Annotated in this window: 22 protein-coding genes and 4 pseudogenes; 13 read left to right on the forward strand and 13 right to left on the reverse strand. The window is 32.8% G+C overall.

The window, feature by feature from the left end:
* The 4 genes from IR213_RS14425 to IR213_RS14440 all read left to right on the forward strand — a co-directional run.
* Positions 1-718, forward strand: a 718-nt coding sequence (locus IR213_RS14425; protein ID WP_194313008.1) for a transposase, incomplete at its 5' end; no start/stop codon positions are given.
* Positions 719-838: 120 nt separating this feature from the next.
* Positions 839-1,459, forward strand: a complete 621-nt coding sequence (locus tag IR213_RS14430; protein WP_194313009.1) for a hypothetical protein — start codon at positions 839-841, stop codon at positions 1,457-1,459.
* 303 nt (positions 1,460-1,762) lie between these two features.
* A complete protein-coding gene (locus IR213_RS14435) occupies positions 1,763-2,176 on the forward strand; it encodes a GNAT family N-acetyltransferase (protein ID WP_194313010.1) in 414 nt (137 codons plus the stop codon).
* Positions 2,158-2,739, forward strand: a complete 582-nt coding sequence (locus IR213_RS14440; RefSeq protein WP_194313011.1) for a pyridoxine/pyridoxamine 5'-phosphate oxidase — start codon at positions 2,158-2,160, stop codon at positions 2,737-2,739. Before IR213_RS14435 ends, IR213_RS14440 begins: the two co-directional genes overlap by 19 nt.
* A gap of 233 nt (positions 2,740-2,972) precedes the next feature.
* Here IR213_RS14440 and IR213_RS16395 read toward each other — a convergent pair.
* A pseudogene (locus tag IR213_RS16395) lies at positions 2,973-3,206 on the reverse strand (IS91 family transposase); the annotation flags it as partial.
* Between the two features lie 256 nt (positions 3,207-3,462).
* Between IR213_RS16395 and IR213_RS14445 the strand changes: the two are divergent.
* Entirely contained in the window at positions 3,463-4,794 is a 1,332-nt protein-coding gene (locus IR213_RS14445) for a hypothetical protein (RefSeq protein ID WP_194313012.1), read from the forward strand.
* A 224-nt stretch (positions 4,795-5,018) separates the two neighbouring features.
* Here the strand turns inward: IR213_RS14445 and IR213_RS16735 are convergent.
* Positions 5,019-5,234 (reverse strand): annotated as a pseudogene (locus IR213_RS16735) (IS91 family transposase); the annotation flags it as partial.
* A gap of 301 nt (positions 5,235-5,535) precedes the next feature.
* Here IR213_RS16735 and IR213_RS14450 point away from each other — a divergent pair.
* The 3 genes from IR213_RS14450 (at position 5,536) to IR213_RS14460 (ending at position 7,497) form a co-directional block, all read left to right on the forward strand.
* Positions 5,536-6,558 carry a hypothetical protein gene (locus IR213_RS14450; RefSeq protein ID WP_194313013.1) on the forward strand — a complete coding sequence of 341 codons (1,023 nt, stop codon included), beginning with the start codon at positions 5,536-5,538 and terminating at the stop codon, positions 6,556-6,558.
* Positions 6,559-6,937: 379 nt separating this feature from the next.
* On the forward strand, positions 6,938-7,183 hold the full coding sequence (locus tag IR213_RS14455; RefSeq protein ID WP_194313014.1) for an AbrB/MazE/SpoVT family DNA-binding domain-containing protein: 246 nt from the start codon (positions 6,938-6,940) through the stop codon (positions 7,181-7,183).
* Positions 7,174-7,497, forward strand: a complete 324-nt coding sequence (locus tag IR213_RS14460) for a type II toxin-antitoxin system PemK/MazF family toxin (RefSeq protein WP_194313015.1) — start codon at positions 7,174-7,176, stop codon at positions 7,495-7,497. Before IR213_RS14455 ends, IR213_RS14460 begins: the two co-directional genes overlap by 10 nt.
* 228 nt (positions 7,498-7,725) lie before the next feature.
* Here the strand turns inward: IR213_RS14460 and IR213_RS16400 are convergent.
* Positions 7,726-7,953: pseudogene (locus tag IR213_RS16400) on the reverse strand (IS91 family transposase); the annotation flags it as partial.
* 270 nt (positions 7,954-8,223) lie between these two features.
* On the opposite strand from IR213_RS16400, the gene IR213_RS14465 reads away from it, so the two are divergent.
* Together IR213_RS14465 and IR213_RS14470 are read left to right on the forward strand one after the other, a co-directional pair.
* Positions 8,224-9,060, forward strand: coding sequence for a helix-turn-helix domain-containing protein (locus tag IR213_RS14465; RefSeq protein WP_194313016.1), 837 nt, complete (start codon positions 8,224-8,226; stop codon positions 9,058-9,060).
* Positions 9,061-9,148: 88 nt separating this feature from the next.
* Positions 9,149-9,703: a YbhB/YbcL family Raf kinase inhibitor-like protein gene (locus IR213_RS14470; protein ID WP_194313017.1), complete on the forward strand. Its 555-nt coding sequence runs from the start codon at positions 9,149-9,151 to the stop codon at positions 9,701-9,703.
* A gap of 235 nt (positions 9,704-9,938) precedes the next feature.
* Here the strand turns inward: IR213_RS14470 and IR213_RS14475 are convergent.
* Positions 9,939-10,279 (reverse strand): annotated as a pseudogene (locus IR213_RS14475) (transposase); the annotation flags it as partial.
* A gap of 290 nt (positions 10,280-10,569) precedes the next feature.
* On the opposite strand from IR213_RS14475, the gene IR213_RS14480 reads away from it, so the two are divergent.
* Together IR213_RS14480 and hemN are read left to right on the forward strand one after the other, a co-directional pair.
* Positions 10,570-12,717, forward strand: coding sequence for a DUF349 domain-containing protein (locus tag IR213_RS14480; protein ID WP_228479201.1), 2,148 nt, complete (start codon positions 10,570-10,572; stop codon positions 12,715-12,717).
* 143 nt (positions 12,718-12,860) lie between these two features.
* Positions 12,861-14,225, forward strand: a complete 1,365-nt coding sequence (gene hemN, locus IR213_RS14485) for an oxygen-independent coproporphyrinogen III oxidase (protein WP_194313018.1) — start codon at positions 12,861-12,863, stop codon at positions 14,223-14,225.
* A gap of 50 nt (positions 14,226-14,275) precedes the next feature.
* Here the strand turns inward: hemN and IR213_RS14490 are convergent, their stop codons facing one another.
* From IR213_RS14490 to IR213_RS14530, 9 genes are all read right to left on the reverse strand, one after another.
* Positions 14,276-14,506: a YdcH family protein gene (locus IR213_RS14490; RefSeq protein ID WP_194313019.1), complete on the reverse strand. Its 231-nt coding sequence runs from the start codon at positions 14,504-14,506 to the stop codon at positions 14,276-14,278.
* 23 nt (positions 14,507-14,529) lie between these two features.
* Positions 14,530-15,231, reverse strand: coding sequence for a sulfite exporter TauE/SafE family protein (locus tag IR213_RS14495; RefSeq protein WP_194313020.1), 702 nt, complete (start codon positions 15,229-15,231; stop codon positions 14,530-14,532).
* A 41-nt stretch (positions 15,232-15,272) separates the two neighbouring features.
* A complete protein-coding gene (locus IR213_RS14500) occupies positions 15,273-15,722 on the reverse strand; it encodes a FixH family protein (RefSeq protein ID WP_194313021.1) in 450 nt (149 codons plus the stop codon).
* Positions 15,723-15,751: 29 nt separating this feature from the next.
* Complete coding sequence (ccoG, locus tag IR213_RS14505) at positions 15,752-17,170, reverse strand: cytochrome c oxidase accessory protein CcoG (RefSeq protein ID WP_194313022.1); 1,419 nt, start codon at positions 17,168-17,170, stop codon at positions 15,752-15,754.
* A gap of 96 nt (positions 17,171-17,266) precedes the next feature.
* Entirely contained in the window at positions 17,267-18,208 is a 942-nt protein-coding gene (locus IR213_RS14510; protein ID WP_194313023.1) for a cbb3-type cytochrome c oxidase N-terminal domain-containing protein, read from the reverse strand.
* 37 nt (positions 18,209-18,245) lie between these two features.
* Positions 18,246-18,413 carry a CcoQ/FixQ family Cbb3-type cytochrome c oxidase assembly chaperone gene (locus tag IR213_RS14515; RefSeq protein ID WP_194313024.1) on the reverse strand — a complete coding sequence of 56 codons (168 nt, stop codon included), beginning with the start codon at positions 18,411-18,413 and terminating at the stop codon, positions 18,246-18,248.
* 8 nt (positions 18,414-18,421) lie between these two features.
* The gene (gene ccoN, locus IR213_RS14520; RefSeq protein WP_194313025.1) at positions 18,422-20,605 is read right to left on the reverse strand and encodes a cytochrome-c oxidase, cbb3-type subunit I; all 2,184 of its coding nucleotides are present in this window, start codon (positions 20,603-20,605) and stop codon (positions 18,422-18,424) included.
* A gap of 37 nt (positions 20,606-20,642) precedes the next feature.
* On the reverse strand, positions 20,643-20,834 hold the full coding sequence (ccoS, locus tag IR213_RS14525) for a cbb3-type cytochrome oxidase assembly protein CcoS (RefSeq protein WP_194313026.1): 192 nt from the start codon (positions 20,832-20,834) through the stop codon (positions 20,643-20,645).
* Positions 20,835-20,948: 114 nt separating this feature from the next.
* Positions 20,949-23,327: a heavy metal translocating P-type ATPase gene (locus tag IR213_RS14530; protein ID WP_194313027.1), complete on the reverse strand. Its 2,379-nt coding sequence runs from the start codon at positions 23,325-23,327 to the stop codon at positions 20,949-20,951.
* Positions 23,328-23,437: 110 nt separating this feature from the next.
* Here IR213_RS14530 and IR213_RS14535 point away from each other — a divergent pair, with 110 nt between their 5' ends.
* On the forward strand, positions 23,438-24,118 hold the full coding sequence (locus IR213_RS14535; RefSeq protein WP_194313028.1) for a Crp/Fnr family transcriptional regulator: 681 nt from the start codon (positions 23,438-23,440) through the stop codon (positions 24,116-24,118).
* Positions 24,119-24,275 lie beyond the last annotated feature (157 nt).

Consider the following 24,275-nt stretch of genomic DNA (forward strand, 5'->3'; position numbering starts at 1 on the left):
AGCCAAAACCATTTTAGGGCATCCTAATTTTAAAGCTATTTACGACAAAGGCTATCACACCGGCAGCGAATTTGACTACGCTAACCGAATTGGTGTTGATGTCCTGGTTGCTATTCCTGGTGTTTCTGCACACGCACCTGATCTTGCTTTTGATGTAGAACATTTTAAATACAATAAAGCTACCGATTCCTATACTTGTCCTGCCAATGAAACCCTGACCACCAACGCAAATTGGTACGCCAAAAAAAATGGTAAATCAATAACCCAAATGAAGCATTATAAAACCAATGCGTGTTTGACCTGCAAATTTTTCTCCCAATGTACCAAAAATAAAAAAGGAAGACTCATAGAACGCTCTCAGTATGCCGATTTAATCTATGAAAATAAAGTGCGAATCGAAAACAACTATGATGTTTACCGCCGAAGACAGGCTATTGTAGAACATCCTTACGGTGTCATCAAACGACAATGGGATTTTTATTATATCATGACCAAGAAAACCATCAAACGCGCATCGGCCGATGTAGGATTGATTTTCTGCGCCTACAACTTGCGCCGAATTTTTAACCTGATTGATCAAAATCAGTTAAAACAGTACCTAAGAGTATTGGCTTTACATTTTGGGACTATAAAAGCGATTTTTAACACTTTTTATGCCTTGTTTTATTTTAAGAATGAACAATCCGTTTTTCAACAAAGAATTTTAATTGTAGTTTAAATCACATATATTTACGCTCTGATTAACAAAATTGAGTTCGTTTGAGGGTTTTTAGACGAACTGACGTTAGCAGACAGCAGTAAAAAACGGAATAGAAAGAAAATAATAAAATTAATAAAAATGAAAAAAGTAATCATTATCACTTTATTTTGTATAATTAGCTTACCTGTTAATTCACAAATTTTAGTAGCACTTGCGTCTGGATCAAGTCCATATATTCCTAAAACAAAAGTATTAGAAAAATTCCCATTGTATCCAACAATTAAAAAATTTAACTTTAATGGAAAAGAATTAAAAATTATTTTTAGAGACATTAGAGATTCACTAAATACTCAAAAAGTTGAATGCTCAGAAATTGAAATTAAGAATAAATCAGAATTTAAGTCTGAACTTGGTGCGAAAGTAGTAAAATCCTATTTAGATTCTTTATTTGTAAATTCTAATATTAAAATAAACAATGAGAATAATGAAAATATAGTGAAAATTGAATTGAAAGTCTTAGATGGCAGAGTTGTAGGTTTTATGTTACCACAAGCTCATTCAATTTGTCAAATGACTTTTAAATACAAGCAGTTAGAAAAAAATTATTGCGTAGATTTGAAAGATGGTGATTTGAATGCACCAGTAGGAAGAACAACAATGATTTCAAAATCAAAAGCTATTACTTTAATGACTTGTGCATCTATAAGAGAAGTAATAGAACTATTTCTTGTAGATTTAAATAACTATAGTGAAAACTGAAAATAATGATTTGGAAACTCTAAACATATAAAATTCTGCCGATCTGCCAACAGCGGTTTTGCAAAATTGCGAATATTTTGCTAGCCGGACGTATTTTTTTCGCAACAATTATTATCTTAGCGGAAAGTAAACGTTTACGCACCTCGCAACTTAGCAAAGCCGCAGACGTTGGGCAAAAGGCGCGAGCACCTTTTGCCCAATGGGCGCGCCCTTCGCCCAACTCGACGCTTGAAGAAATCAAGCGACTTCGTCAAGCGCGCGCCCATTAGCAGCAAGCATTGCCCGACACCAAACAATGACAATATGAACATAGAATATAGTTTTGAAAAGCGACCAACGGCTGACCAAATAATTGAACTTTATGACAATGCAGGTTTGCCTCGACCAACTTATGACAAAGAACGAATACAGAAAATGTATGATAACTCAAACCTAATAGTAACGGCTTGGGACAATGATTTATTAGTTGGGGTTTCTCGTTCAATTACTGATTGGGTTTGGGCTTGTTACCTTTCTGACCTTGCAATTAGACACGATTACAAAAAAGAAGGCATTGGCAGACAACTTATAAAATTGACAAAGGAAAAAGTTGGCGACCAATCTATGGTTTTGCTTTTATCTGTTCCGACTGCAATGGAATATTATCCAAAAGTCGGGTTTGAAAAACAAGAAAGTAGTTTTATAATTAACAGAGAAGAATGGAGACAAAACCCATAGAGATTTTCAGTAAATGGTTTAGCGAAGAACTAAACTTGACAAAGGTTAGTATTCCATCTGCTTGTTGCTTATCAACTATCGGTATTGACAATTACCCTAATGCAAGATTTGTTGCACTAAAAGGAATTGTAAATGACAACTTTATTGTAACTGGAACTTTAACTTCCAGAAAAGGGCTTGAAATAAACGAGACTAATAAAGTGGCGTTGACATTTTGGTGGACAGAAACCGAAAGACAAGTAAGAATACAAGGAAACGCAATTGAATTAAACAAAAACCTTGCAGATAAATATTTTTCAAAACGAAACCGAGACAGCCAAATAGTTTCAATTGTTAGTAATCAAGGACAGACACTAAAAGACATAGAAATACTAAACAGCAAATACCGAGAAATAGAAATCAAATCTTCAAACCAACTTTTGACAAGACCCGAAAATTGGGGTGGTTATGAAATAGAGCCTATCCGAATAGAGTTTTTAGAATTTAAGACAACTCGTTTTCACGACAGAAAATTATATGAAATAAAGAACGGACGATGGGAAGAAACAGTATTACAACCTTGACAGAAAAAATGCCAGCTGCTAACAGCTAGAGTTTCGTTGCGTTCGTAGAACGAACAATGAAACTCGTGTTGAACGGAACCGGAGTACCTGCCGTCAACACTATGGAGTTATCGTAAAGTTTTGAGAGAGAATAGTAAGAGGATTTATAGTCCTCTTTTTTTGGGGGGTAGTTTGAGCTTGGTTTTCTCGTGTTTTGCTTCACTTTTTGGCATAAAATCCCTTACCCATAAAAATCAGTTTTCACAGGGAATTGGGTTTTGGCTACTGCCAAGATACCAAGGCGGTGGACCTCGTTGATCAAAAAACAATATCCGATGCAAGTTGCCCGTTTTGCAACACGGACATTTAGGCATAAAAAGTTTCTTTTCTGCTTTTTCAATCACTTTTACTTGGAGTTTCTCCTGCAAAAGCTTGAGCTTCCCACGTTTCCAAGTGCTGCTCAAAAAACCATAATGACGAATTTTCAACCTGATTGACCACAAACTACTAAAACAATATCTAAGAGTATTGGCTTTACATTTTGGGACTATAAAAGGCTATTTTAACACTTTTTATGGATTGTTTTATTTTAAGAATGAACAATCCATTTTTCAACAAAGAATTTTAATTGTAGTTTAAATCACATATATTTACGCTCTGATTAACAAAATTGAGTCCGTTTGAGGGTTTTTAGACGAACTGACGTTGCCAGTAATTTTACAAAAAAAACGAAAAACATAAAATATGAGAGTGATTTTTACAATATTATTATTTATTTGTTTTACATCTTATGGACAAATAACAATTAGACAAAATGAAATAATTGAGAAAATTGTTCAAAAACCAAAACCATACGATAGTTTAATAAATGTATCTTACCAAGAAAAAATTGTTGATTACAACCAATTTGTTGGACAAAAAATATTCTACATTCCAAAATCTAAAAAATATAAATTCACTAATGAGGCAGATACTCTTGTTGATTTCCTTTTAAATAAAAAATTCGTCCAAATCGAAAAAAAAGCATCATTCAAATATGAAGAACTAAATACACAATTTGCTGTTTTAGATCCAAATTCAAAATACGATACTGAATCATACAATAATGGTAACAAAAAATATTTAAGTTCAAGGATTGATTCAACTAATATTTATAACCCATATTTTATTCAACGAAAATATATTGGCGGACAATCGATTGAGGGTAATTTTTACACAAATAATAGTTCAGTTGAAGGCAAGTATTTCACAATCATAGATATTGTTAGTAAAAAAGAATATAATGACGATATTAGAGGTAAATATAGTCTAAATAGAAACATAGATTTTCAAAAATATATTATTGATGAAAAAACAGACCAAAAATTAGAAAATGTAGAAGGAAAATCTGGTTCTTTAATAATTAAACTCAAAAATGATATAACAAATGACACTCTGATTTGGAAAGTTTTAAGACCATATTACATAAATACAAGTCCTTTTATATTAGTTTCATATTACACAAAATTAAGAAATAAATATTTTGCAAAAAATTTAATTTCGCAAAGTGAATTAATTGGAATTGCTGAAATAAATACTGGGAATGAAGTAAAAATTCAAAAAGGAGAAAAATGGAATTGTACTGATTTTAGTTTTATAGATGTAAAGGATTCACCAATATTAATTCCTTTTTTTATTCTCAAAAACAATAAAGGACAAGAAATAAAGTTAAAAATCAAAGATTTAGAAAATGAAATCTTTATAACAGAAGAGGTTCATATTGAGAGAGAAACTAAAAGAAAGTTGAAAGAAGAAGAAATTAAAAAACAACAAATAGAAGAAGAAAAAAGAATTGCCAAAGAATTAGAAGATTTTAGAATAAGTTGCATCAAGAAATATGGAACAAAATTAGGGAAATTAGTTAGTGATGGAAACGTAATTATTGGAATGACAAAACAAATGTGTGAATTATCTTGGGGTAATCCAATTTCAGTAAATACAACTACAATTAAAGGATTGGTAATGGAACAATGGGTATATAATTGGAAAAATTATTTATATTTCAGGAACAATGAACTAACAGCAATACAAAATTAAAAAAACTTCCGCCAACAGCTAGAGTTTCGTTGCGTTCGTAGAACGAACAATGAAACTCGTGTTGAACGGAACCGATTGCATGCCGTAAACACTATGGAGTTATCGTAAAGTCTTGAGAGCTAATAACAAGAGGATTTAGAGTCCTCTTTTTTTTTGAAGTAAAATCGAGGTGGTTTTTGCGTGTTTTCCTTCACTTTTGGGCACAAGTTCCCTTACCCGTTAAACTAGTTTTTACAGGAACTTAAACTTTGGCCTCCGCCAAGATACCAAGGCGGCGGACCACGCTGATCAAAAACCGCTATTCGATGTAATTTGCCTGTTTTACAACATGGGCATTTGGGTAAAAAAGGCTTCTTTTCTACTTTTTCCAATACTTTAACCTTGAGTTTCTCCTGTAAAAACTTCAACTTTTGCCGCTTCCAAGTGCTACTCAAAAAACCTTAATGACGGATTATTAACCTGATTGACCACAAACTACTAAAACAATATCTAAGAGTATTGGCTTAAAATTTTGGGACTATAAAAGCGATTTTTAAAGCTTTTTATGCCTTGTTTTATTTTAAGAATGAACAATCCGTTTTTCAACAAAGAATTTTAATTGTAGTTTAAATTCTATAGATTTGCACGCGGATTAACAGAAAATAATCAGTTCCGAAGTTCGAAACCTCGTCAAGTGTCGGGACGATGTACAATTTTAAACAGCGTGGATGAGTTCAATAACTTAATGCAACTAATAAAACAATGAAAAAAAACAATTTCTTTCTAATAGCAACACTAATTATTTGTTCCAATAATCTTTTTGGACAGGCGGAGAACAATAAATTTGACCCATCATTAAATGAAGTACAAAAGTGGTTTACGGCATGGGACTTAGTTTATAATGATGTTTACGTACTTAAGAAGATAAAGCCAGTTGACTTCGTTTTGTTTGACGAAACTTATGTTTACACAACTTCAAAAATAACAGGCAAAGATGGCTTGAATATTGTTGGACCAAGTTTATCAGATATGCCTCTCACATGGACAAAGAAAATTCATAATGGAAAAATAACTTTACCTGACAGCACTGACACAGAAGTTAAAGTAATGTCATTTGCTTCTCAACTTGCAAATGGAAGCCCATATTTTGTCATGCCTTTGACGAGTTATTGGCTTAAAAATAAAGTTGACGACCACGGGATAGGATTAGAAACTTTAGTTACTTGTGTTTTTTTACATGAATTTGGACACACACAGCAGCTACAAAGCCTGAATGATATTGGTAAAGTTATGGAAGCATACAGTAAAGTCTACCCTAATGACAACTTGAACGATGACATCTTGCAATTTTACTATAAAAATGACAGTATTTATTTGAAAGATTATAAAATAGAAGCAGATTTATTTAGACAAGCTGCATTGACCCTAGACAAGAATGAACGAATTAATTTAACTAGGACTGCCCTTCAAATGCTAAAAGTAAGACAAAAAAAATGCTTTGAAAAAGATGGAAGAGATATTGCTAAAATGGATGATTTTTTTCTAACATTAGAAGGGATTGGACAGTATACCGCTTTTTCTTGGTTAATTCATCCAAAAGGTGGCAACCTTAGTATTGATAAGGCTTTAATTGGAATCAAAACAAAGTGGTGGTCACAAGAGCAAGGATTTGACACAATATTTTTACTTTCAAAATTTATGAAACCAAAAAAAATTGCGAATTATATGTTTGGGAAAGTATTAACCACATCCATCGACTTATTAGAAAAACAAGTTAAAAATTGATAATAAAGACTGCCTAACCAATAAAAACGGTTTGGCAAAAGTGTCGGTTAAGTGCTCTACGCCGAATTTTTCACCTGATTGACCACAAACTACTAAAACAATATCTAAAAGTATTGGCTTTACATTTTGGGACTATAAAAGCGATTTTTAAAGCTTTTTATGCCTTGTTTTATTTTAAGAATGAACAATCCGTTTTTCAACAAAGAATTTTAATTGTAGTTTAAATCACATATATTTACGCTCTGATTAACAAAATTGAGTTCGTTTGAGGGTTTTTAGACGAACTGACGTTAGTTAGAATACTAAAAAAACCTTAAAATATTTTCATATTAACTTTTAATGTATTTACTTTGTAATTACATTTTTAAATATATAAAATATGGAAACCGCAATCATAAAAATTGGAAACTCAAAAGGTTTACGTTTAAGTAAAACAATTTTGGATAAATATAATATTAAAGACAAAGTAGAAATAATTCTCGAAATGGGACAAATCATTCTTAAACCGATTGAAACGCCAAGAAAAAATTGGGATACAGCATTTGAGAAAATGAACAAAGAAGGCGATGATAAAATGTTGATGAATGATGTTTTTAACGATGAAAATTTCGAAGAATGGAGTTAGCACAATATTCAATTGTTTTAGTAAATCTTGATCCAACTCTTGGAAGTGAAATTCAAAAAACAAGACCTTGTGTAATTGTTTCACCTAATGAAATGAACAAATACTTAAACACAATTGTTATTGCTCCTATGACTTCAAGTTTGAAAGATTATCCAACAAGAATTCCTGTAAATCATGATGAAAAAAAAGGAACTATAGCAATTGACCAAATTAGAACAGTGGACAAAAAAAGAATCATAAAAGTTTTGGGTAAATTGAACAAAACGGAAACTAAATCCACCAAAGAAGTTATAAAAGAAACATTTGTGGATTAATGAAGTACTACCGCTAACAGCTAGAGTTTCGTTGCGTGCGCAGCACGAACAATGAAACTCCGGTTGAACGAAACCGGAGTACCTGCCGTCAACACTATGGAGTTATCGTAAAGTTTTGAGAGAGAATAGTAAGAGGATTTATAGTCCTCTTTTTTTTTGGAGTAGTTTGAGCTTGGTTTTCTCGTGTTTTGCTTCACTTTTTGGCATAAAATCCCTTACCCATAAAAATCAGTTTTCACGGGGAATTGGGTTTTGGCTAACGCCAAGATACCAAACAGGCGGACCACGCTGGTCAAAAACTGCTATTCGATGTAATTTGCCTGTTTTACAACATGGGCATTTGGGTAAAAAAGGGTTCTTCTCTACTTTTTCCAATACTTTAACCTTGAGTTTCTCCTGTAAAAGCTTCAACTTTTGCCGCTTCCAAGTACTGCTCAAAAAACCATAATGATGGATTATTAACCTGATTGACCAAAACTACTAAAACAATATCTAAGAGTATTGGCTTTACATTTTGGGACTATAAAAGCGATTTTTAAAGCTTTTTATGCCTTGTTTTATTTTAAGAATGAACAATCCGTTTTTCAACAAAGAATTTTAATTGTAGTTTAAATCACATATATTTACGCTCTGATTAACAAAATTGAGTCCGTTTGAGGGTTTTTAGACGAACTGACGTTGTGGGCAATACTTCACGAAAGTGCATATAAACGAATAACGAACTGAATGAAGACAATTACACTTCCCGACGAACTTAATATAGAAAGTTTACAACCTGTCCAGATTTTTGATTACTGTAGCTCAAAAGAAATTACAAAACAGCAAATTATTCTCAATCAAAACACATTCAGTTTTTTAATAGAAGGAAATAAAGAAGTTGTTTTTGATAACTCAACTTTATCTATTGATAATTCTAAGTTTCTGATAATGAAGTCAGGATATTGTCTAATGACCGAAAAACTTTCAGACACTCGAAATTATAGAAGTGTACTTCTCTTTTTTTCTAACGACATATTATTGGAATTTATCCGAAAAAACGAACTGAATAGAAACGAATTGAGTGTATATAAATCGGTTTATTCTTTTAAATATGATGAATTTATTCAACGATTTGTAAATAGTTTATTAGATATTTCCAAGCTTTCAAAAAATATTCAAAAAAGAATGCTTGAAGTGAAGTTTGAAGAGATAATACTTTATTTGACAGAAATATATGGTACAGACTTTTTGCAATCGTTGTCGGGAAAAAGTAATGATACATCTCAAAAATTTGTTCAAACTGTTGAAACGAACTGGATGAGCAAACTGACATTAAAAGAATTAGCATTTTTATGCAATATGAGTGTATCGACTTTCAAAAGAGAATTTGAAAAACATTATGCTAAATCGCCTATAAAATGGTTTCAAAATAAAAGATTAGAGTATGCACATCATTTGCTTTATAAAGAACAAAAAAGTTCATCCGAAATATATTTAGAGGTCGGATATGAGAATTTATCAAGCTTTATACAAGCTTATAAATCAAAATACGGAATTACACCCAAACAGCATCATAAAGATTGAACTTTTAGCAACACTTTTTGAACATTACTCCAAATTTTATTCGCATTATACCTCTTAATTTTGCTGAAAATTTAAATAGTATAAAAAAATGAAAAGAACAAATTTGATTTTAGTTTTGTCGTTGATTTTCTCAACAGTTGTTTTTGGACAAAAGACATTTACACTAAGTAGCAAAGATTTGGGTGGAGAAACTACCAAAACACAAGAGTTCAATGGATTTGGCTGTTCGGGAGACAACCAATCGCCTCAATTATTATGGAAAAATGCACCCGAAGGAACAAAAAGTTTCGCTATTACAATGTATGACCCAGATGCACCAACGGGAAGTGGTTTTTGGCATTGGGTTGTGTTTGACATTCCAGAAAACATAAACGAGTTGGTAACTAACGCAGGTAATAGTAAACTTAATTTAGCACCAAAAGGAGCCATTCAAAGTAAAACAGACTATGGAATTAATGGCTTCGGAGGTCCTTGCCCACCTGTTGGACACGGTTTTCATCAGTACATCATAACTGTTTATGCCTTAAAAACTGATAAATTAGGACTTGACGCCAATATTAATCCTGCTGTTGTAGGCTTTTATCTTTGGAATAATACTCTTGCAAAAGCAAGTATTGTAGCTTATTATAAACGAGACAAATAAGAATTAACAAAATAGTACTGCCCACAACAGATAAGGATTCGTTGGGCTTGAAAAGCCAACAACGAAGCCTGTGTTGAACGGAACCGCTTCCATTTTCACACTACTATGTACTTATCGTAAAGATTTTAGAGAGATATTCAAGAGGCCATTGCGCCTCTCTTTTCTTGGCGTAAAATCAAGTTGGTTTTAATGTGTTTTCTTTTACTTTAAAGCACAACTTCCCTTACCCATAAAATTAACTTTTACAGGAATTCGTGTTTTGGCTAATGCCGAGAAACCAAGCAGGCGGAACACGCTGATCAAAAACCGCTATTCGGTGCAAATTGCCCGTTTTGCAACACCTACATTTGGGCAAAAAGAGCTTCTTTTCTGCTTTTTCTATCACTTTTACTTGGAGTTTCTCCTGCAAAAGCTTGAGCTTTTGACGTTTCCAAGTGCTGCTCAAAAAACCATAATGACGGATTTTTACAAACCGCTTGGGCAAAATATGCAACGAAAAACGCCGGATAAACTCCTGATATGAGAGATTTGCTTTTTAAAACCATCTTGCCGATAAATGTTGCAATCAAAATCTACTCATCATTTTTTGAATACTATCCGATTTTAAAATTCGTTACAAACATCCCGTTTCCCTAAATTAATCTTTAAGAAATCTCAAAATCAGGCAGAAACAAATCCTCTAACGACATTGTAAAAAAGATCCAAGTCCCGATAATTATCAAAACAAACTGACATTGCAAATGGCATCTTAAAAAAAGTGTTTCTACATAAAATGACTATAAATAAAGGATTTTCTTTGAATTTTGAGCTAGCTTTAGTATCTTTCGAACGCGAAAAAAAATAACGAACCCTTACACATTGAAAAAATGTCAGAAGAAACGAATGATAACCTGCTTGAGGCAGATGGAAATTTAGAAAATAAAGCGGTTGAAATCGTACAATCTGAAGCAGAAGCTTTAGAAGAAACCGAAACAATTGAACCAACTAACAGTGAGATTGCTGAAGAAATTACAGAAAATGTCGAAACACTTTCTGAAGAAATTTCAACAGAAACTGATCCTATTATCGAAACCGAAGTTCAAACCGCTCTGGATTCTGAAACCCCAGCTTTAGAAGAAATTGAAATAGTTGAACGTAGCAATAGAGAAGCAACTGAGCTGGCAGAAGAAATTAGAGCCACAATTTCAGACGGTGAACTTGCAGAAACCAATACAATTATCGACGCCATTGCCGATACAAATGCCGAAGAAAGTGAAGATGAAACGCTGAAAGAGCGTTATAATATTCCAATGCTCAATTATGATGCTTTGTCTTTAGAAGCTTTAGTTACGGAATTGGAAAATTTAGTCACTAATGAAAAAGTGATGTCTATTAAGGATCACGTCGAAGAAATTAAAAAATCATTCTTAGCGAAATACTACCATCTCTTAGAGGAGAAAAAAGAGGAATTTCTTGCTGAAAATCCTGAAACAACCCAAGAATTTCAATATAGTTCTCCAACGAAAGCAAAATTTGACCAATATTATTCATTGTTCAGAGACAATAAAAATACGCATTTTAAAAGTTTGCAAACAAATTTGAAAACCAACCTTGAAAATCGAATGGCGATTGTTGAGGAATTAAAAGAGTTAATTAATCCGCAGGCAAACATCAAAGACACCTTGAAACATTTTAATGATTTAAGGGAACGATGGAAAAATGCAGGGTCAATTCCAAAGGACAAATACAACCACGTTTGGAACAATTATCATTTTCACGTTGAGAATTTCTATGATTATTTACACTTAGACAGAGAAGCGCGAGACCTTGATTTTAAACACAATCTAGAGCAAAAACAAAAAATTATTGCTCGTGTTGAAGAATTGGTTAACGAAGCTGATGTCAACAAAGCGTTTAGGGAATTACAGGATTTACATAAAATCTGGAAAGAAGATATTGGTCCGGTTTCTAGAGAACACCGTGACGAAATCTGGAACAAGTTTAGCGATTTAACCAAACAAATGCACGACAAACGCGAAGTTTTGTTTGAAAATTTAAGAGGAACTGAACTTGAAAACCTAGAAAATAAAAAAGAAATCATTACCAAAATTGAAGTTCTGGCTACAGAAAAAGTAAATGCACATTCACAATGGCTAGGTCAAATTGAAAAAGTGGAAGCTTTGAGAACAGCTTTTTTCTCTGCGGGAAAAGTTCCATCAGAAGTAAATGAAGAAACTTGGGCGGCTTTTAAAACTGCCGTCAGAAATTTTAATTCTTTCAAAAACTCGTTTTACAAAGACATTAAAAAAGACCAAAACAACAACTTGAGCAGAAAAACGGCTCTTGTTGCCAAAGCCAAAGAATTACAGGAAAGTACTGACTTTGTTGTGACTACTCCAATAATGAAGCAAATTCAGGAAGAGTGGAAACAAATAGGACACGTTCCAAGAAAATATTCCGATAAAATCTGGTTAGAGTTTAAAGAAGCCTGCAATCATTATTTTGACAAATTAAAAGAGCAAAAAAATGAAGAAAACGGAGAAGAAGTAGAAGCTTTTGATAAAAAGAAAACCTATTTGGAAACACTTAAAGAATTTCAGTTGACAGGAGACCACAAAACTGATTTGGATGCCATAAAATTACATATTGAAACCTGGAAAGGCTTTGGAAGAGTTCCTTTTCCGAGAAGACATATAGAAGGTAAATTCAATAAAGTTCTCGATGCTCTATTTGAAAAATTAAGTTTGAGTAAAAAAGACACTGAAATGATGCGTTTTTCCAATAGAATGGATCATTTATCAGAGAACAATGATACCAGAAAACTTGAAGGGGAAAAAATATTCCTAATGCGCAAAATTGATGAGATTAAGAACGAAATTTTTCAATTGGAAAATAACATTCAGTTTTTTACAAATACCAGAAATGCAAAAAAAGAAAACTCCATCGTGTTAGAAGTTCGAAAAAACATTGAAAAACACAAAGAAGAAATGGAAATCCTGAAAGACAAACTAAAACAGGTGAGAAACTTAAATTAAGCATAAACAATTGATAATCAAATATTAAACCTCATTCAGAATTCAAGAATGAGGTTTTTTTTGTGCAAAAATAGAATATGATAAATATCATTTTAATTTAAACAATTACATACTATTTTTGATTATTGAAAAATTTCTTTTCTATGAAAAACTCTATCCTCCAAAAATACAATGTGCCAGGGCCAAGGTATACAAGTTATCCAACTGTTCCCTATTGGGATGAGTCAGATTTCACCTATCAAAACTGGATTGAAACCTTAAAAAAATCTTTTGTTGAAAGTAATTCAAAAGAAGGAATAAGTCTTTATATCCATCTTCCTTTTTGCGAAAGTATGTGTACTTTTTGTGGCTGTAATAAACGAATTACCAAAAATCACGATGTTGAAAACCCATATATAGAGGCAGTTTTAAAAGAATGGGCAATCTATTGCAATATTCTTGAAGAAAAACCAATCATAAAAGAAATACATCTTGGCGGAGGTACACCGACTTTTTTCTCTACAAAAAACCTAGAAGATTTAATAAACGGTATTTTTTGCTATGCTGAAAAAGCTATAGATTATGACTTTAGTTTTGAAGGTCATCCTAACAATACAACGCGAGCACATTTGCTAAAATTGTACGAATTAGGATTTAGAAGAGTTAGTTTTGGTGTTCAGGATTACTCTCCAAAAGTACAAAAAGCCATTCATCGGGAGCAACCTTTTCACAATGTGGCAAAAGTAACGTTTTGGGCTAAGGAAATAGGGTACACTTCTATTGGCCACGACATCATTTTTGGATTGCCATTTCAAGAAATCGATGATGTCATTGATACTATTGAAAAAACAAATTCATTACAACCAGACAGATTAGCCTTTTATAGTTACGCTCATGTACCGTGGATAAAGGGAAATGGACAACGCGGATTCAATGATGAAGATATTCCAAAAGACGAAGTAAAGAGAATGTTGTATGAAGTTGGAAAGGACTTGCTTTTCGAAAATGAGTATTATGAAATAGGAATGGATCATTTTGCTTTGAAAACTGATACATTATACAAAGCATTCGAAAGCGGAAAATTGCATCGGAATTTTATGGGATACAGCTCGTCAAAAACTCAGTTGATGATTGGCCTGGGAGTTTCTTCCATAAGCGATAGCTGGTACAGTTTTGCTCAGAACGTAAAAGAATTAGAAGAATATTATAAACTATTGGAAGAAGATAAGTTGCCAGTTTTTAGAGGTCATTTATTGACCGAAGAAGACCTTATTGTCAGAAAACACATTTTGAATTTAATGTGCCAATTTGAAACTTCCTGGAAAGACAAAGCCAATTATTTCGAGGATATTCCTGAAATCTTAATCCAATTGAAAGAAATGGAAAATGATGGATTAGTCATCATCGAAAAAGAAGGGATTAAAGTTACAAATGCCGGAAAACCTTTTGTCCGCAACATTTGTATGGCATTTGACTTGCGTTTAAAAAGAAAAGCACCAGAAACAAAATTATTTTCAATGACAATCTAAGGACTATATATCAAAAATAATCACGCCTTCCAGCGTGATTATTTTTATTTTTATCCTTTTAATATATGATAGATTTCGTCCTTTAAATGCAGGAGTTTAACTTTCAACTCCTTTAAATATTCATCTGTAGTTATTACTTCTTCCGTCTTGATTGAGAATACTTCTCGTTTTGTTTTATGGTATTCATCAAATAAGTCTCTAAAATGAACATCCTCTGTTTGTAATTGTACAATTTTTTCCTGATATTCAGGAAAGACGTGTAGTAGATCGTGGTTTTCCATATTTATATTAGATTAAATTAATATTAATGACAATTAGGGGTTGATTGTACAAACAAACTCATATCTGATGGGGAAAGATAAGGAATTCCTAGCCCTAACCCTCTAAAGATAAACAAAATTCCGATAAAAACGGCAAAATAAGGAATGAATTTTTGAATTTTATTTCGAACAGACACTGTCAAAAATGAGTTGATATAAACCACACTACTCATCATTGGAACAGTTCCCAAACCAAATAAAACCATGTACAACACCCCGAGAGTTTCACTTTGCATTGCAATGGCACCAAACAAGGCTACATAGACCATTCCGCAAGGCAAAAATCCATTCAATAAACCAATGGTAAATAGTGATTTAAAACTCTTGTCTTTAAAATGGCTTCCTAAGGTTGACTTAATTTTTGAAATCAATTTGAAAACAGGTTTCGAAAAATTATATTTAGCAAAGACTTTCTCCGGTATTAAAATAATGGTAATTATTGCAATGCCGATGAATATGGACAATTTTTGTTGGATTCCGGCAAGGAATAGTCCTTTTCCCAGCAGTCCAAAAACTAAACCAATAGCGGCATAAGCAGATAATCTCCCTAAATGATAGGTAATGATTTGAGATATTTTCTTAGCTTGATTGTTCCTGTCTACAGGCAACATCATAGCAATGGGACCACACATTCCGATGCAGTGAAAACTACTGATTAAACCGAAGAGAAAAGCGGTTAAAAGCATTTAAATTACAGTTATAGACTTCAATTTAGATTTAAAATCTTTTATTTAATATAAATTATTTCTTTAGTAAGATATTGTTTCCCTTGATATTGCCATTCCATATTGATTTCCCAGCGACCGCCAACCAATCTTTTTGCAGGAATCAATAAAGAAGAACCTGAAAGTGAAATAGGAACGTCAAAATCAAATTTTTTGTTGGATGGCCTGTAAAAAGAAACGGTTCCCTTGATATCTTTTGGAATATAGATATCTGGAAAAACAATTGTAATTCCTTCGGAAGTATTTGTTATAACTGGTTTTTGAGCCAAATCAGTTGCATTTTGTATCCGAACCATTTCATCTCCAAATTTTGCATCGTGTTTATAATATTCTTCTACAACCAGTTCGTTGTCGTATTTAGAATTGGATTGCACACTTAAAACAAAATATAAAATAAAGGTAATAAATAATGCAAATGCAATTACAATTCCAGTTCCCCAATTAATTTTCATGTTGTACTATTTGTTTAGAGTTTATAAAGTTAATCAAAACTTCTTGGACTTAAAAAACTTGTTCGACTGGTTTCAATTTTTTTATTGCTATCATAAACTTCAATTTCAAGTTTTGTTTTGTCACTTTCCAATAAATTTTGATTGATTTCGATAAACAATGTTCCGTTTCTCATTCCTTGTTTTGGCACTTTTAAATCTTGTTCGCCCACTACCTTTAAAGTTCCTTTTATTCCAACTAGTTTAAAGTGAATATCATTGAAATCATTACTTGTTTTGTTAATTATTTTAAACGTATAAATATTACTGATATTATCTCCTTTATGTTGGAATAATTGTCCCGGAAGCCTCAAAATGACAGCTTCAACATCAGTGCGCAAAAACAACAATCCGGCTAATATGCCAATAAGAATGAACAATACAGCTGAATAGCCTTTCATTCTTGCCGTAAATTTGAACTTGGAATTTTTCTCAATTTCATCTTCAGAAGCAAAGCGAATCAGTCCTTTTGGTAAACCAACACCATCCATAATTGCATCACATTCATCAATGCAAGCGGTACAATTCACACATTCTAATTGCGTTCCGTTACGAATATCAATTCCTGTTGGACAAACATTCACACATTGTTTACAATCAATACAATCACCTTTTCCTGTGACTGCCCTGTTTTCTTGTTTATTGAATTTGGCTCTGCCTGATTCCTTTTCACCTCGAACAAAGTCATAGGCAACATTGATGGATTTATTATCTAATAATACTCCTTGCAATCTTCCGTAAGGGCAGGCAATAATGCAAACTTGTTCTCTAAACCATGCAAAAATAAAATAGAAAACTCCAGTAAAAATAAACAATGAAATTAAGGTGCTCATGTGATTTTCCGGTCCTTCTTCAATCATTTTGATTAATTCATCACTGCTGATAAGATAAGCAAGAAAAACATTGGCAATAGCAAAAGAAATTATTAAAAAAATAGACCACTTAAATGCTTTCTTTCTAATTTTTTCGGCATTCCATTCTTGTTTTTCCAAACGAATTTGGGCTCCGCGATCGCCTTCAATCCAGTATTCAATTCTGCGAAAAACCATTTCCAGAAATATGGTTTGAGGGCAAATCCATCCGCAAAATATTCTCCCGAAAATTACCGTAAAAAGGATGACGAAAACAACGCCAACAATCATGGAAATTACAAAGAGGTAAAAGTCTTGTGGCCAAAATGGAAATCCAAAAATATTAAATCTTCTTTCTAAAACGTTGAACATCATAAACTGATTGCCATTGATCTTTAGAAAAGGATTTGCAACCAGAATAATCAACAAAAAATAACTAACCCATTTTCTGTATTCGTAAAATCTGCCGGAAGGTTTTTTAGGGAAAATAAATTTTCTGTGTCCTTCTTCATCAATTGTTCCAATGGTATCTCTGAAAGATTTGTCCGGTAATTTTGACATTTTTATGGGTATTTATTTAATCATAAAACCTTTGTCAAAGTTAGGAACTTTGACAAAGATTATGAATTTAAAAACTGTTTATTAGTTAATAAAATATTATTTTTTTGCTACTTTACTATCTGTAGTTGCAGGAGCCGTTACAGCAGTTTTAGGTGCGCTTGGATCAACCCAAATTTCTCCATCCGGAGCTTTTGGATTTACAGGATTACTTCCTCTTAATGACAACACATAACTTGCAACAAGTTGAATGTCTTTTGGCTTCATTCCGCTTTTAGACCAAGCAATCATCCCTTTTCCGTCACGACCACCATTTGTAACAGTGTGGAAAACATTTTTGATTCCACCACCCAAAATCCAATTATCATCAGTTAAGTTTGGCCCAATTTGTCCTCCTGCATCAGCTCTGTGACAAGGTATACAATTAGCTGTAAAAATTGCTTTTCCGGCTGTTAAATCTGCTGGGGCAGTCAGTAAAGTAACTGAATTTTCATCCATTAAATCTGGAGCTGTTTTCTTGTATTCAGCAATATCAATTTGAGCTTGAGCCATTTCTTTTTTAAGCTCCATTTCTTGATTGTCTCCTCCCATTATTTCAAATCGAACCAAATACACAACTGCAAAAATGATACAACCATAGAATAAATATACCCACCAAGGCGGCAAGTTATTGTCTAATTCCTTAATTCCATCATAATCATGGTCTAACAATAATTGCCCTTCGTCTTCAATTGGCACTGATTTAGTAAGGAGTTTCATTAGATTTTTATACCAGACACTCTCTTTAAAACTAACGTTTGACGTTAATGCTAATTTTGCTTTCTGCTCATCAGTTAACAATTGATAAGTAATAGTTTCAACAGCGTTAATGGTTATTTCTATTGCTATCAGCAGAAAAAGGAAAACCAATAAAAATAAGGAAACCATAGGAAACTTTATAAAAGCAGGTTGATTTCCAGAGTCAATGAAATATTCCATAGCAGCAAAAACCGCAAAGAAAATAACCAGAACTCTTATGTATGCCGGGATTAATTTTTTCATTTTTTATATATTTTGAAAATTATATTTTTAATTATCTTTAATCGTTCAAAGGAATTTGACTCATTTCCTCAATTTTATCTTTCTTGTATGAGAAAACCCATAGGCCAAGGCCAATAAAAAAGGCAAAGAAAATCAATAATGATATTATTGGATAGGTCTCGATTCCTTCGATAGTTTCCAAATTATGTTTTATTTGCTCGAACATAATTACTGTTATTTAGTAGTTTTTACTTTGATATCAGTCCCAAGTCTTTGAATGTATGCAATTAAAGCTACGACTTCTCTTTCATTCATTGGAACAAATTTTTCTCCTCTAGCTTCTGCTTTTTTCTTACTTGCATCATAGCTTTTTACAAAGTCAGGGTCTGATTTCAGACTTTCTTCGATTTTCAAAGCCTGTGTTCTCAAATCTTTCAGTCCATTTGTAATTTGTTTATCAGTATAAGGAACTCCAAGAGTTTGCATCGCTTTCATTTTCTTTTCGGTCAATGAAATATCCATAGCTTCGTTTGCAAACAACCATTTGTAAGCAGGCATAATTGAACCCGCAGAAATACTTTGTGGACTCCAAAAGTGATTAAAATGCCAGTTATCATTGTATTTTCCTCCAACTCTCAATAAATCTGGACCTGTTCTTTTTGAACCCCAAAGGAATGGGTGATCGTAAACAAACTCTCCAGCTTTAGATTGTGGTCCATAACGTTCAACTTCACTACGGAAAGGACGAACTGATTGTGAGTGACAACCTACACATCCTTCACGAATGTATAAATCACGACCTTGTAATTCTAAAGGTGAATATGGTTTTACACTGGCAATGGTCGGAATATTGGATTTAATCATAATCGTTGGAACAATTTGAACGACTCCGCCAATTAGAATAGCAATAACAGCAAAAATTGTCAATTGGATAGGTTTTCTTTCTAACCAAGCATGGTATTTTTCTCCTTTGATTCTTCCTGCGCTAATTTTTTGTAATTCAGGAGCTTCAGCTAATTCATCTTCGATGGTTTCGCCAGCTCTTACGGTTTGAATAATGTTATAAACCAAAACCAACATTCCTGTAAGGTATAATGTTCCACCAATGGCTCTCATCCAATACATTGGCATAATTTGAGTTACTGTTTCAAGGAAGTTACCATAAGTTAATGTTCCGTCTGGGTTAAATTGTTTCCACATTGAAGCTTGAGTAAAACCAGCAACATACATTGGAATTGTATAAAGTATGATACCTAAAGTCCCAATCCAGAAATGGAAATTAGCTAATTTAGTGGAATACAAAGTAGTTTTTGCCATTCTTGGTATCAACCAATAAATAATACCGAAAGCCATAAAACCATTCCAAGCCAATGCACCTACGTGAACGTGAGCGATAATCCAATCCGTATAATGTGCAATAGCATTTACATTTTTAAGAGATAACATTGGGCCTTCAAAAGTAGCCATACCATAACCTGTAATCGCAACAACGAAGAATTTTAAAACTGGTTCTTCACGCACTTTGTCCCAAACACCTCTTAAAGTTAAAAGTCCGTTTATCATACCTCCCCAAGAAGGAGCGATCAACATAATTGAAAATACAACACCTAAATTTTGTGCCCAAGTTGGCAAAGCTGAATATAATAAATGGTGAGGTCCTGCCCAGATGTATAAAAATATCAACGACCAAAAGTGAACAATGGAAAGTCTATAAGAATAAATAGGACGGTTAGCCACTTTTGGAACGAAATAATACATCAATCCTAAAAATGGAGTCGTCAAGAAAAAGGCAACTGCATTATGACCGTACCACCATTGAACCAAAGCGTCTTGAACTCCTGCGTAAACAGAGTAACTTTTCATGGCACTTATAGGCAATTCTAAACTATTGAAAATATGTAAAACCGCAACAGTCACGAAAGTGGCTATGTAAAACCAAATGGCAACATATAAATGACGCTCTCTTCTCTTAAGGATTGTACCAATCATATTGACACCAAAAGCCACCCAAATCAAAGCAATGGCAATATCAATAGGCCATTCTAACTCAGCATATTCTTTGGAAGTACTGTAGCCTAGTGGCAACGAAATAGCTGCTGCAACAATGATCAACTGCCAACCCCAAAAATTTAGATTACTTAAGAAGTCACTAAACATTCTGGCTTTTAATAATCGCTGTAGCGAATAATAAACCCCTGCAAACATTGCATTCCCTACAAAGGCAAAAATTACCGCATTTGTATGTAAAGGTCTCAGTCTACCAAAACTCAACCACGAAATTCCGTCGGTCATGTTTGGAAAAAGAAACATAGTGGCTAAAATCAGCCCAACCAACATCCCCACAACACCGAAAACGATCGTCGCGTAAATGAATTTCTTCACAATTTTGTTGTCATAATAGAACTGTTGCATTTCCATAAATAGTCTTTGTTAATTGGTTTAAAAAAATTAAGGTTTAAGGTTGTTTTTCTGTGATTTGAATGTGTTCTTCACTAGCTTTCTTAACAAGTTCATCATCAAAAAGCATCCGAACTGAAGGGGTGTAATCATCATCGTATTGGCCTGTTTTTACCGCTCTTATAAAAGCAATAAAAAAGCCAATAGCTACTACTATACTGATGGAAATAAGTAAATATATTACACTCATATTATATAATTAAGTCGACAAAAATACTTTATTGTCCTTTTTGTAAATATGATAATTGTCATATTTTAATATTTAGTTAAAAATATAAAAAAAAATCAATTTTTAATCAATTTTTCATTTTAAGCTTCTGGCATAAAAATTACTCATTACAGTCACAAAACTAACAATTGTCACTGTACTCAAGGGCATTATGATTGCGGCTACAAGTGGCATTAAGTTGCCTGTTATTGCAAATGATAATCCCACAACATTATATAATAATGAGAGTGCAAAACTCATTTTTATGGTTGTAATGGCTTTCTTGGATAATTTGAGAAAATAATTTAATTTTTTAAACTCATTTGCGTCTAAAATCGCATCGCAAGCAGGCGAAAATACATTTACATTTTCTGAAATTGAAATCCCAATGTTACTTTGCGCCAAAGCACCCGCATCATTAAGTCCATCGCCAACCATCATTACGTTTTTACCTTCTTGCTGCAATTTTTTAATAAATTCTAATTTTTGTTCTGGCTTTTGGTTGAAAATCAATTCGGTTTCTTTTGGCAAAATGGATGACAAAGTTTCACGCTCCCCTTCATTATCACCTGACAAAACCTTGATTTGATAATTGATGCTTAAATTCCTGAAAAGCTCCTCTAACCCTTCTCTGTATTGATTATTGAAAATATACTTTCCAAAATAAACATCATTAATTTTAATATGGACAGTTGTTTGTTGAATGCTGTTTTCTTTTGACTTTCCAACAAAATCTGCTGAACCAACCTGAACTTTAATTCCGTCAATATTTGCCTGAATGCCTTTTCCTGTTATTTCCTGAAAATCGTTTATTTTTAATCTTTTAGTTTCTGGCAAAAAATCATATAACATTCTGCTCAAAGGATGATTTGATGCTCGAAGGACACTTTTTAAAATTACCAGATTTTCCTCCGAAAAAGCTTTGCCTTCATAGGAAATATTCGATTTTTTATTGGTGGTAATAGTTCCTGTTTTGTCAAAAACTATGGTGTCAACTTTAGCTAATTGTTCTATTACCAAGGCATTTTTTAGATAGAATTTCTTCTTGCCCAAAATCCGCAAGACATTCCCCATTGTAAACGGCGCTGTCAAAGCCAAAGCGCAAGGACAAGCCACAATTAAAACTGCCGTAAAAACATTGAAAGCAGTATTTGAATCAATAAAAATCCAATACCCAAATCCCGAGAAAGCTATTAATAAAAGGATTGGCGTAAAATAGCGACTGATTTTATCGGTAATGGATTTGTGTCTTTGTTCCACATTTTTTTGAAAAACATCATTGCTCCATAATTGTGTCAAATAACTTTGGGAAACCGAATGTAAAACTTCCATTTCAATCACTTTTCCTATTTGTTTTCCTCCTGCAAAAACTTTATCACCTGACTTTTTAGTAATTGGAATCGCTTCACCGGTAACAAAACTATAATCGATTTCAGCTTTGTCGGAGATTAAAATCCCATCTACAGGAATCAATTCTTGGTTTCTAATCAACAATCGGTTTCCCTTTTCGATATCATAAATTGGAACACTTTCCTCAGAAGTATCACTTTTAATCCTAGTAATTGCTATTGGAAAATAAGATTTAAAATCTCTTTCGAAACTCAAAAAACTATAGGTTTTGATTTGGAACATCTTCCCCAAAAGCATAAAGAAAATTAAACCCGTCAAGCTGTCAAAAAAACCGGAACCATAATTCATTACAATATCAAAAGTACTTCGGACAAAGAATATAATAATTCCCAAAGCAATAGGAATATCAATATTCAACATTCCCGATTTAATACTTTTATAAGCCGAAACATAATAACCACTGGCAGAATAAAGAAACGAAGGCAAGGATAGAGCAAAAATTAACCAACGAAAAAACGGTCTGTAATTGTCCAGCCAATATTCCTTGACTTCGAAATATTCCGGAAAAGAAAGCAACATAATATTACCAAAACAGAAAAAAGCCAAGCCAAGTTTATAAGTCAGACTTCTGTCAACATTGTTTTTGCCCGTTTCATAATTTTCTAGGCTAATGTAAGGTTCGTAACCAATGGAACTCAATAAATGGACAATTGTTTTAAGCGAAACTACATCAGGATTATACGTAATTCGGACTTTTTTCTCCGGAAAATTTACCTGGGAAATACTGATGCCTTTTTGAAGTTTTTGAAGATTTTCGAGAATCCAAATACATGAACTGCAATGAATATGAGGAATATTAAGAGAAACAATGGCTGTTTTATCTTCCTGAAATTCCAAAAGTTTTGAAACTATACTTTCATTATCTAAAAAATCATATTTACCACTAATATCAATCGGAGTTGCTCCAGGCGATTTTTCGAAATCATAATAGCAAGTCATGTCATTAAGACTGAAAATTTCGTATACGGTTTTACAACCATTGCAACAAAAAACTTTTTCGTCAAAGACAATTTGATCCTCTTTTATAACGCCCAGCCCACAGTGGAAACAGCTTTTTTCTTCCATAAATTTTGAAAATTTTACAAGACACAAATATACCAAGTGAGTAAATTTAAAATATGATAATTATCATATAATTTTGTAGATTTGTATTCGACCAAAATAATATTTATTTTATGGGTAAATGTGAACAATGTATTGTTAGAGAATTTAGCTCTTTAAAAGCTCTTAATAAAGATGAACTGGTAAAACTTGCTGAATGCAAAACTTCTCGAACCATTAAAAAAGGTAAACCCATTTTTGAAGAAGGAGATGTTGTAAATGGTATTTATTGCATCACTTCAGGTATTTGCAAAATGTCAAAACTAAGCGCCAATGGAAAAGATCAAATTGTTAAGTTAATCAAGGCAGGAGAATTACTTGGACAACGTTCGATGATTAGCGATGAACCCGCTAATTTGAGTGCTGTCGCTCTTGAAGATATGGAAGTTTGCTTTATCCCAAAAAGCGAAGTGATGAATATGTTTGATTCAAACAACCAGTTTTCAATGAACATGATGAAAACTATTTGTGGCGATTTAAAAGAAGCCAGTGAACATATGGTTTCAATTTCACAAAAAACAGTTAAAGAACGCTTAGCAGAAACCCTAATTTACTTAGCAGAAACTTTTGGCAAAAATACGGATGGTTCATTGGGCATTCAACTTTCTCGCGAAGAACTAGCAGGAATGATTGGAACTGCCACCGAAAGTTGTATTAGATTGTTATCTGACTTTAATAAATTAGGTTTAATTGAATTACAGGGTAAAAAAATTACCATTAAAGATTTAAACAAACTTAAGAGAATTGCGGATTAATTACTTTATTTAAAATCTAAAGTTTTTTGGCTTCGTTCCAAAATTGAAATATTTGAAAATCATAGATTTTCAATTACAATTTTTTGGCTTCGTTCCAAAATTGAAATATTTGAAAATCATAGATTTTCAATTACAATTTTTTGGCTTCGTTCCAAAA

This window comes from Flavobacterium soyangense (assembly GCF_015277675.1).
Classification (GTDB): Bacteria; Bacteroidota; Bacteroidia; order Flavobacteriales; family Flavobacteriaceae; genus Flavobacterium; species Flavobacterium soyangense.

What these genes read in the sequence shown, in the direction of transcription:
- IR213_RS14430 (WP_194313009.1), top strand. Translation starts at nt 839, where the DNA reads ATGAAAAAAGTAATCATTATCACTTTATTTTGTATAATTAGCTTACCT.
- IR213_RS14435 (WP_194313010.1), top strand. Translation starts at nt 1,763, where the DNA reads ATGAACATAGAATATAGTTTTGAAAAGCGACCAACGGCTGACCAAATA.
- IR213_RS14440 (WP_194313011.1), top strand. Translation starts at nt 2,158, where the DNA reads ATGGAGACAAAACCCATAGAGATTTTCAGTAAATGGTTTAGCGAAGAA.
- IR213_RS14445 (WP_194313012.1), top strand. Translation starts at nt 3,463, where the DNA reads ATGAGAGTGATTTTTACAATATTATTATTTATTTGTTTTACATCTTAT.
- IR213_RS14450 (WP_194313013.1), top strand. Translation starts at nt 5,536, where the DNA reads ATGAAAAAAAACAATTTCTTTCTAATAGCAACACTAATTATTTGTTCC.
- IR213_RS14455 (WP_194313014.1), top strand. Translation starts at nt 6,938, where the DNA reads ATGGAAACCGCAATCATAAAAATTGGAAACTCAAAAGGTTTACGTTTA.
- IR213_RS14460 (WP_194313015.1), top strand. Translation starts at nt 7,174, where the DNA reads ATGGAGTTAGCACAATATTCAATTGTTTTAGTAAATCTTGATCCAACT.
- IR213_RS14465 (WP_194313016.1), top strand. Translation starts at nt 8,224, where the DNA reads ATGAAGACAATTACACTTCCCGACGAACTTAATATAGAAAGTTTACAA.
- IR213_RS14470 (WP_194313017.1), top strand. Translation starts at nt 9,149, where the DNA reads ATGAAAAGAACAAATTTGATTTTAGTTTTGTCGTTGATTTTCTCAACA.
- IR213_RS14480 (WP_228479201.1), top strand. Translation starts at nt 10,570, where the DNA reads ATGTCAGAAGAAACGAATGATAACCTGCTTGAGGCAGATGGAAATTTA.
- hemN (WP_194313018.1), top strand. Translation starts at nt 12,861, where the DNA reads ATGAAAAACTCTATCCTCCAAAAATACAATGTGCCAGGGCCAAGGTAT.
- IR213_RS14490 (WP_194313019.1), bottom strand. Translation starts at nt 14,506, where the DNA reads ATGGAAAACCACGATCTACTACACGTCTTTCCTGAATATCAGGAAAAA.
- IR213_RS14495 (WP_194313020.1), bottom strand. Translation starts at nt 15,231, where the DNA reads ATGCTTTTAACCGCTTTTCTCTTCGGTTTAATCAGTAGTTTTCACTGC.
- IR213_RS14500 (WP_194313021.1), bottom strand. Translation starts at nt 15,722, where the DNA reads ATGAAAATTAATTGGGGAACTGGAATTGTAATTGCATTTGCATTATTT.
- ccoG (WP_194313022.1), bottom strand. Translation starts at nt 17,170, where the DNA reads ATGTCAAAATTACCGGACAAATCTTTCAGAGATACCATTGGAACAATT.
- IR213_RS14510 (WP_194313023.1), bottom strand. Translation starts at nt 18,208, where the DNA reads ATGAAAAAATTAATCCCGGCATACATAAGAGTTCTGGTTATTTTCTTT.
- IR213_RS14515 (WP_194313024.1), bottom strand. Translation starts at nt 18,413, where the DNA reads ATGTTCGAGCAAATAAAACATAATTTGGAAACTATCGAAGGAATCGAG.
- ccoN (WP_194313025.1), bottom strand. Translation starts at nt 20,605, where the DNA reads ATGGAAATGCAACAGTTCTATTATGACAACAAAATTGTGAAGAAATTC.
- ccoS (WP_194313026.1), bottom strand. Translation starts at nt 20,834, where the DNA reads ATGAGTGTAATATATTTACTTATTTCCATCAGTATAGTAGTAGCTATT.
- IR213_RS14530 (WP_194313027.1), bottom strand. Translation starts at nt 23,327, where the DNA reads ATGGAAGAAAAAAGCTGTTTCCACTGTGGGCTGGGCGTTATAAAAGAG.
- IR213_RS14535 (WP_194313028.1), top strand. Translation starts at nt 23,438, where the DNA reads ATGGGTAAATGTGAACAATGTATTGTTAGAGAATTTAGCTCTTTAAAA.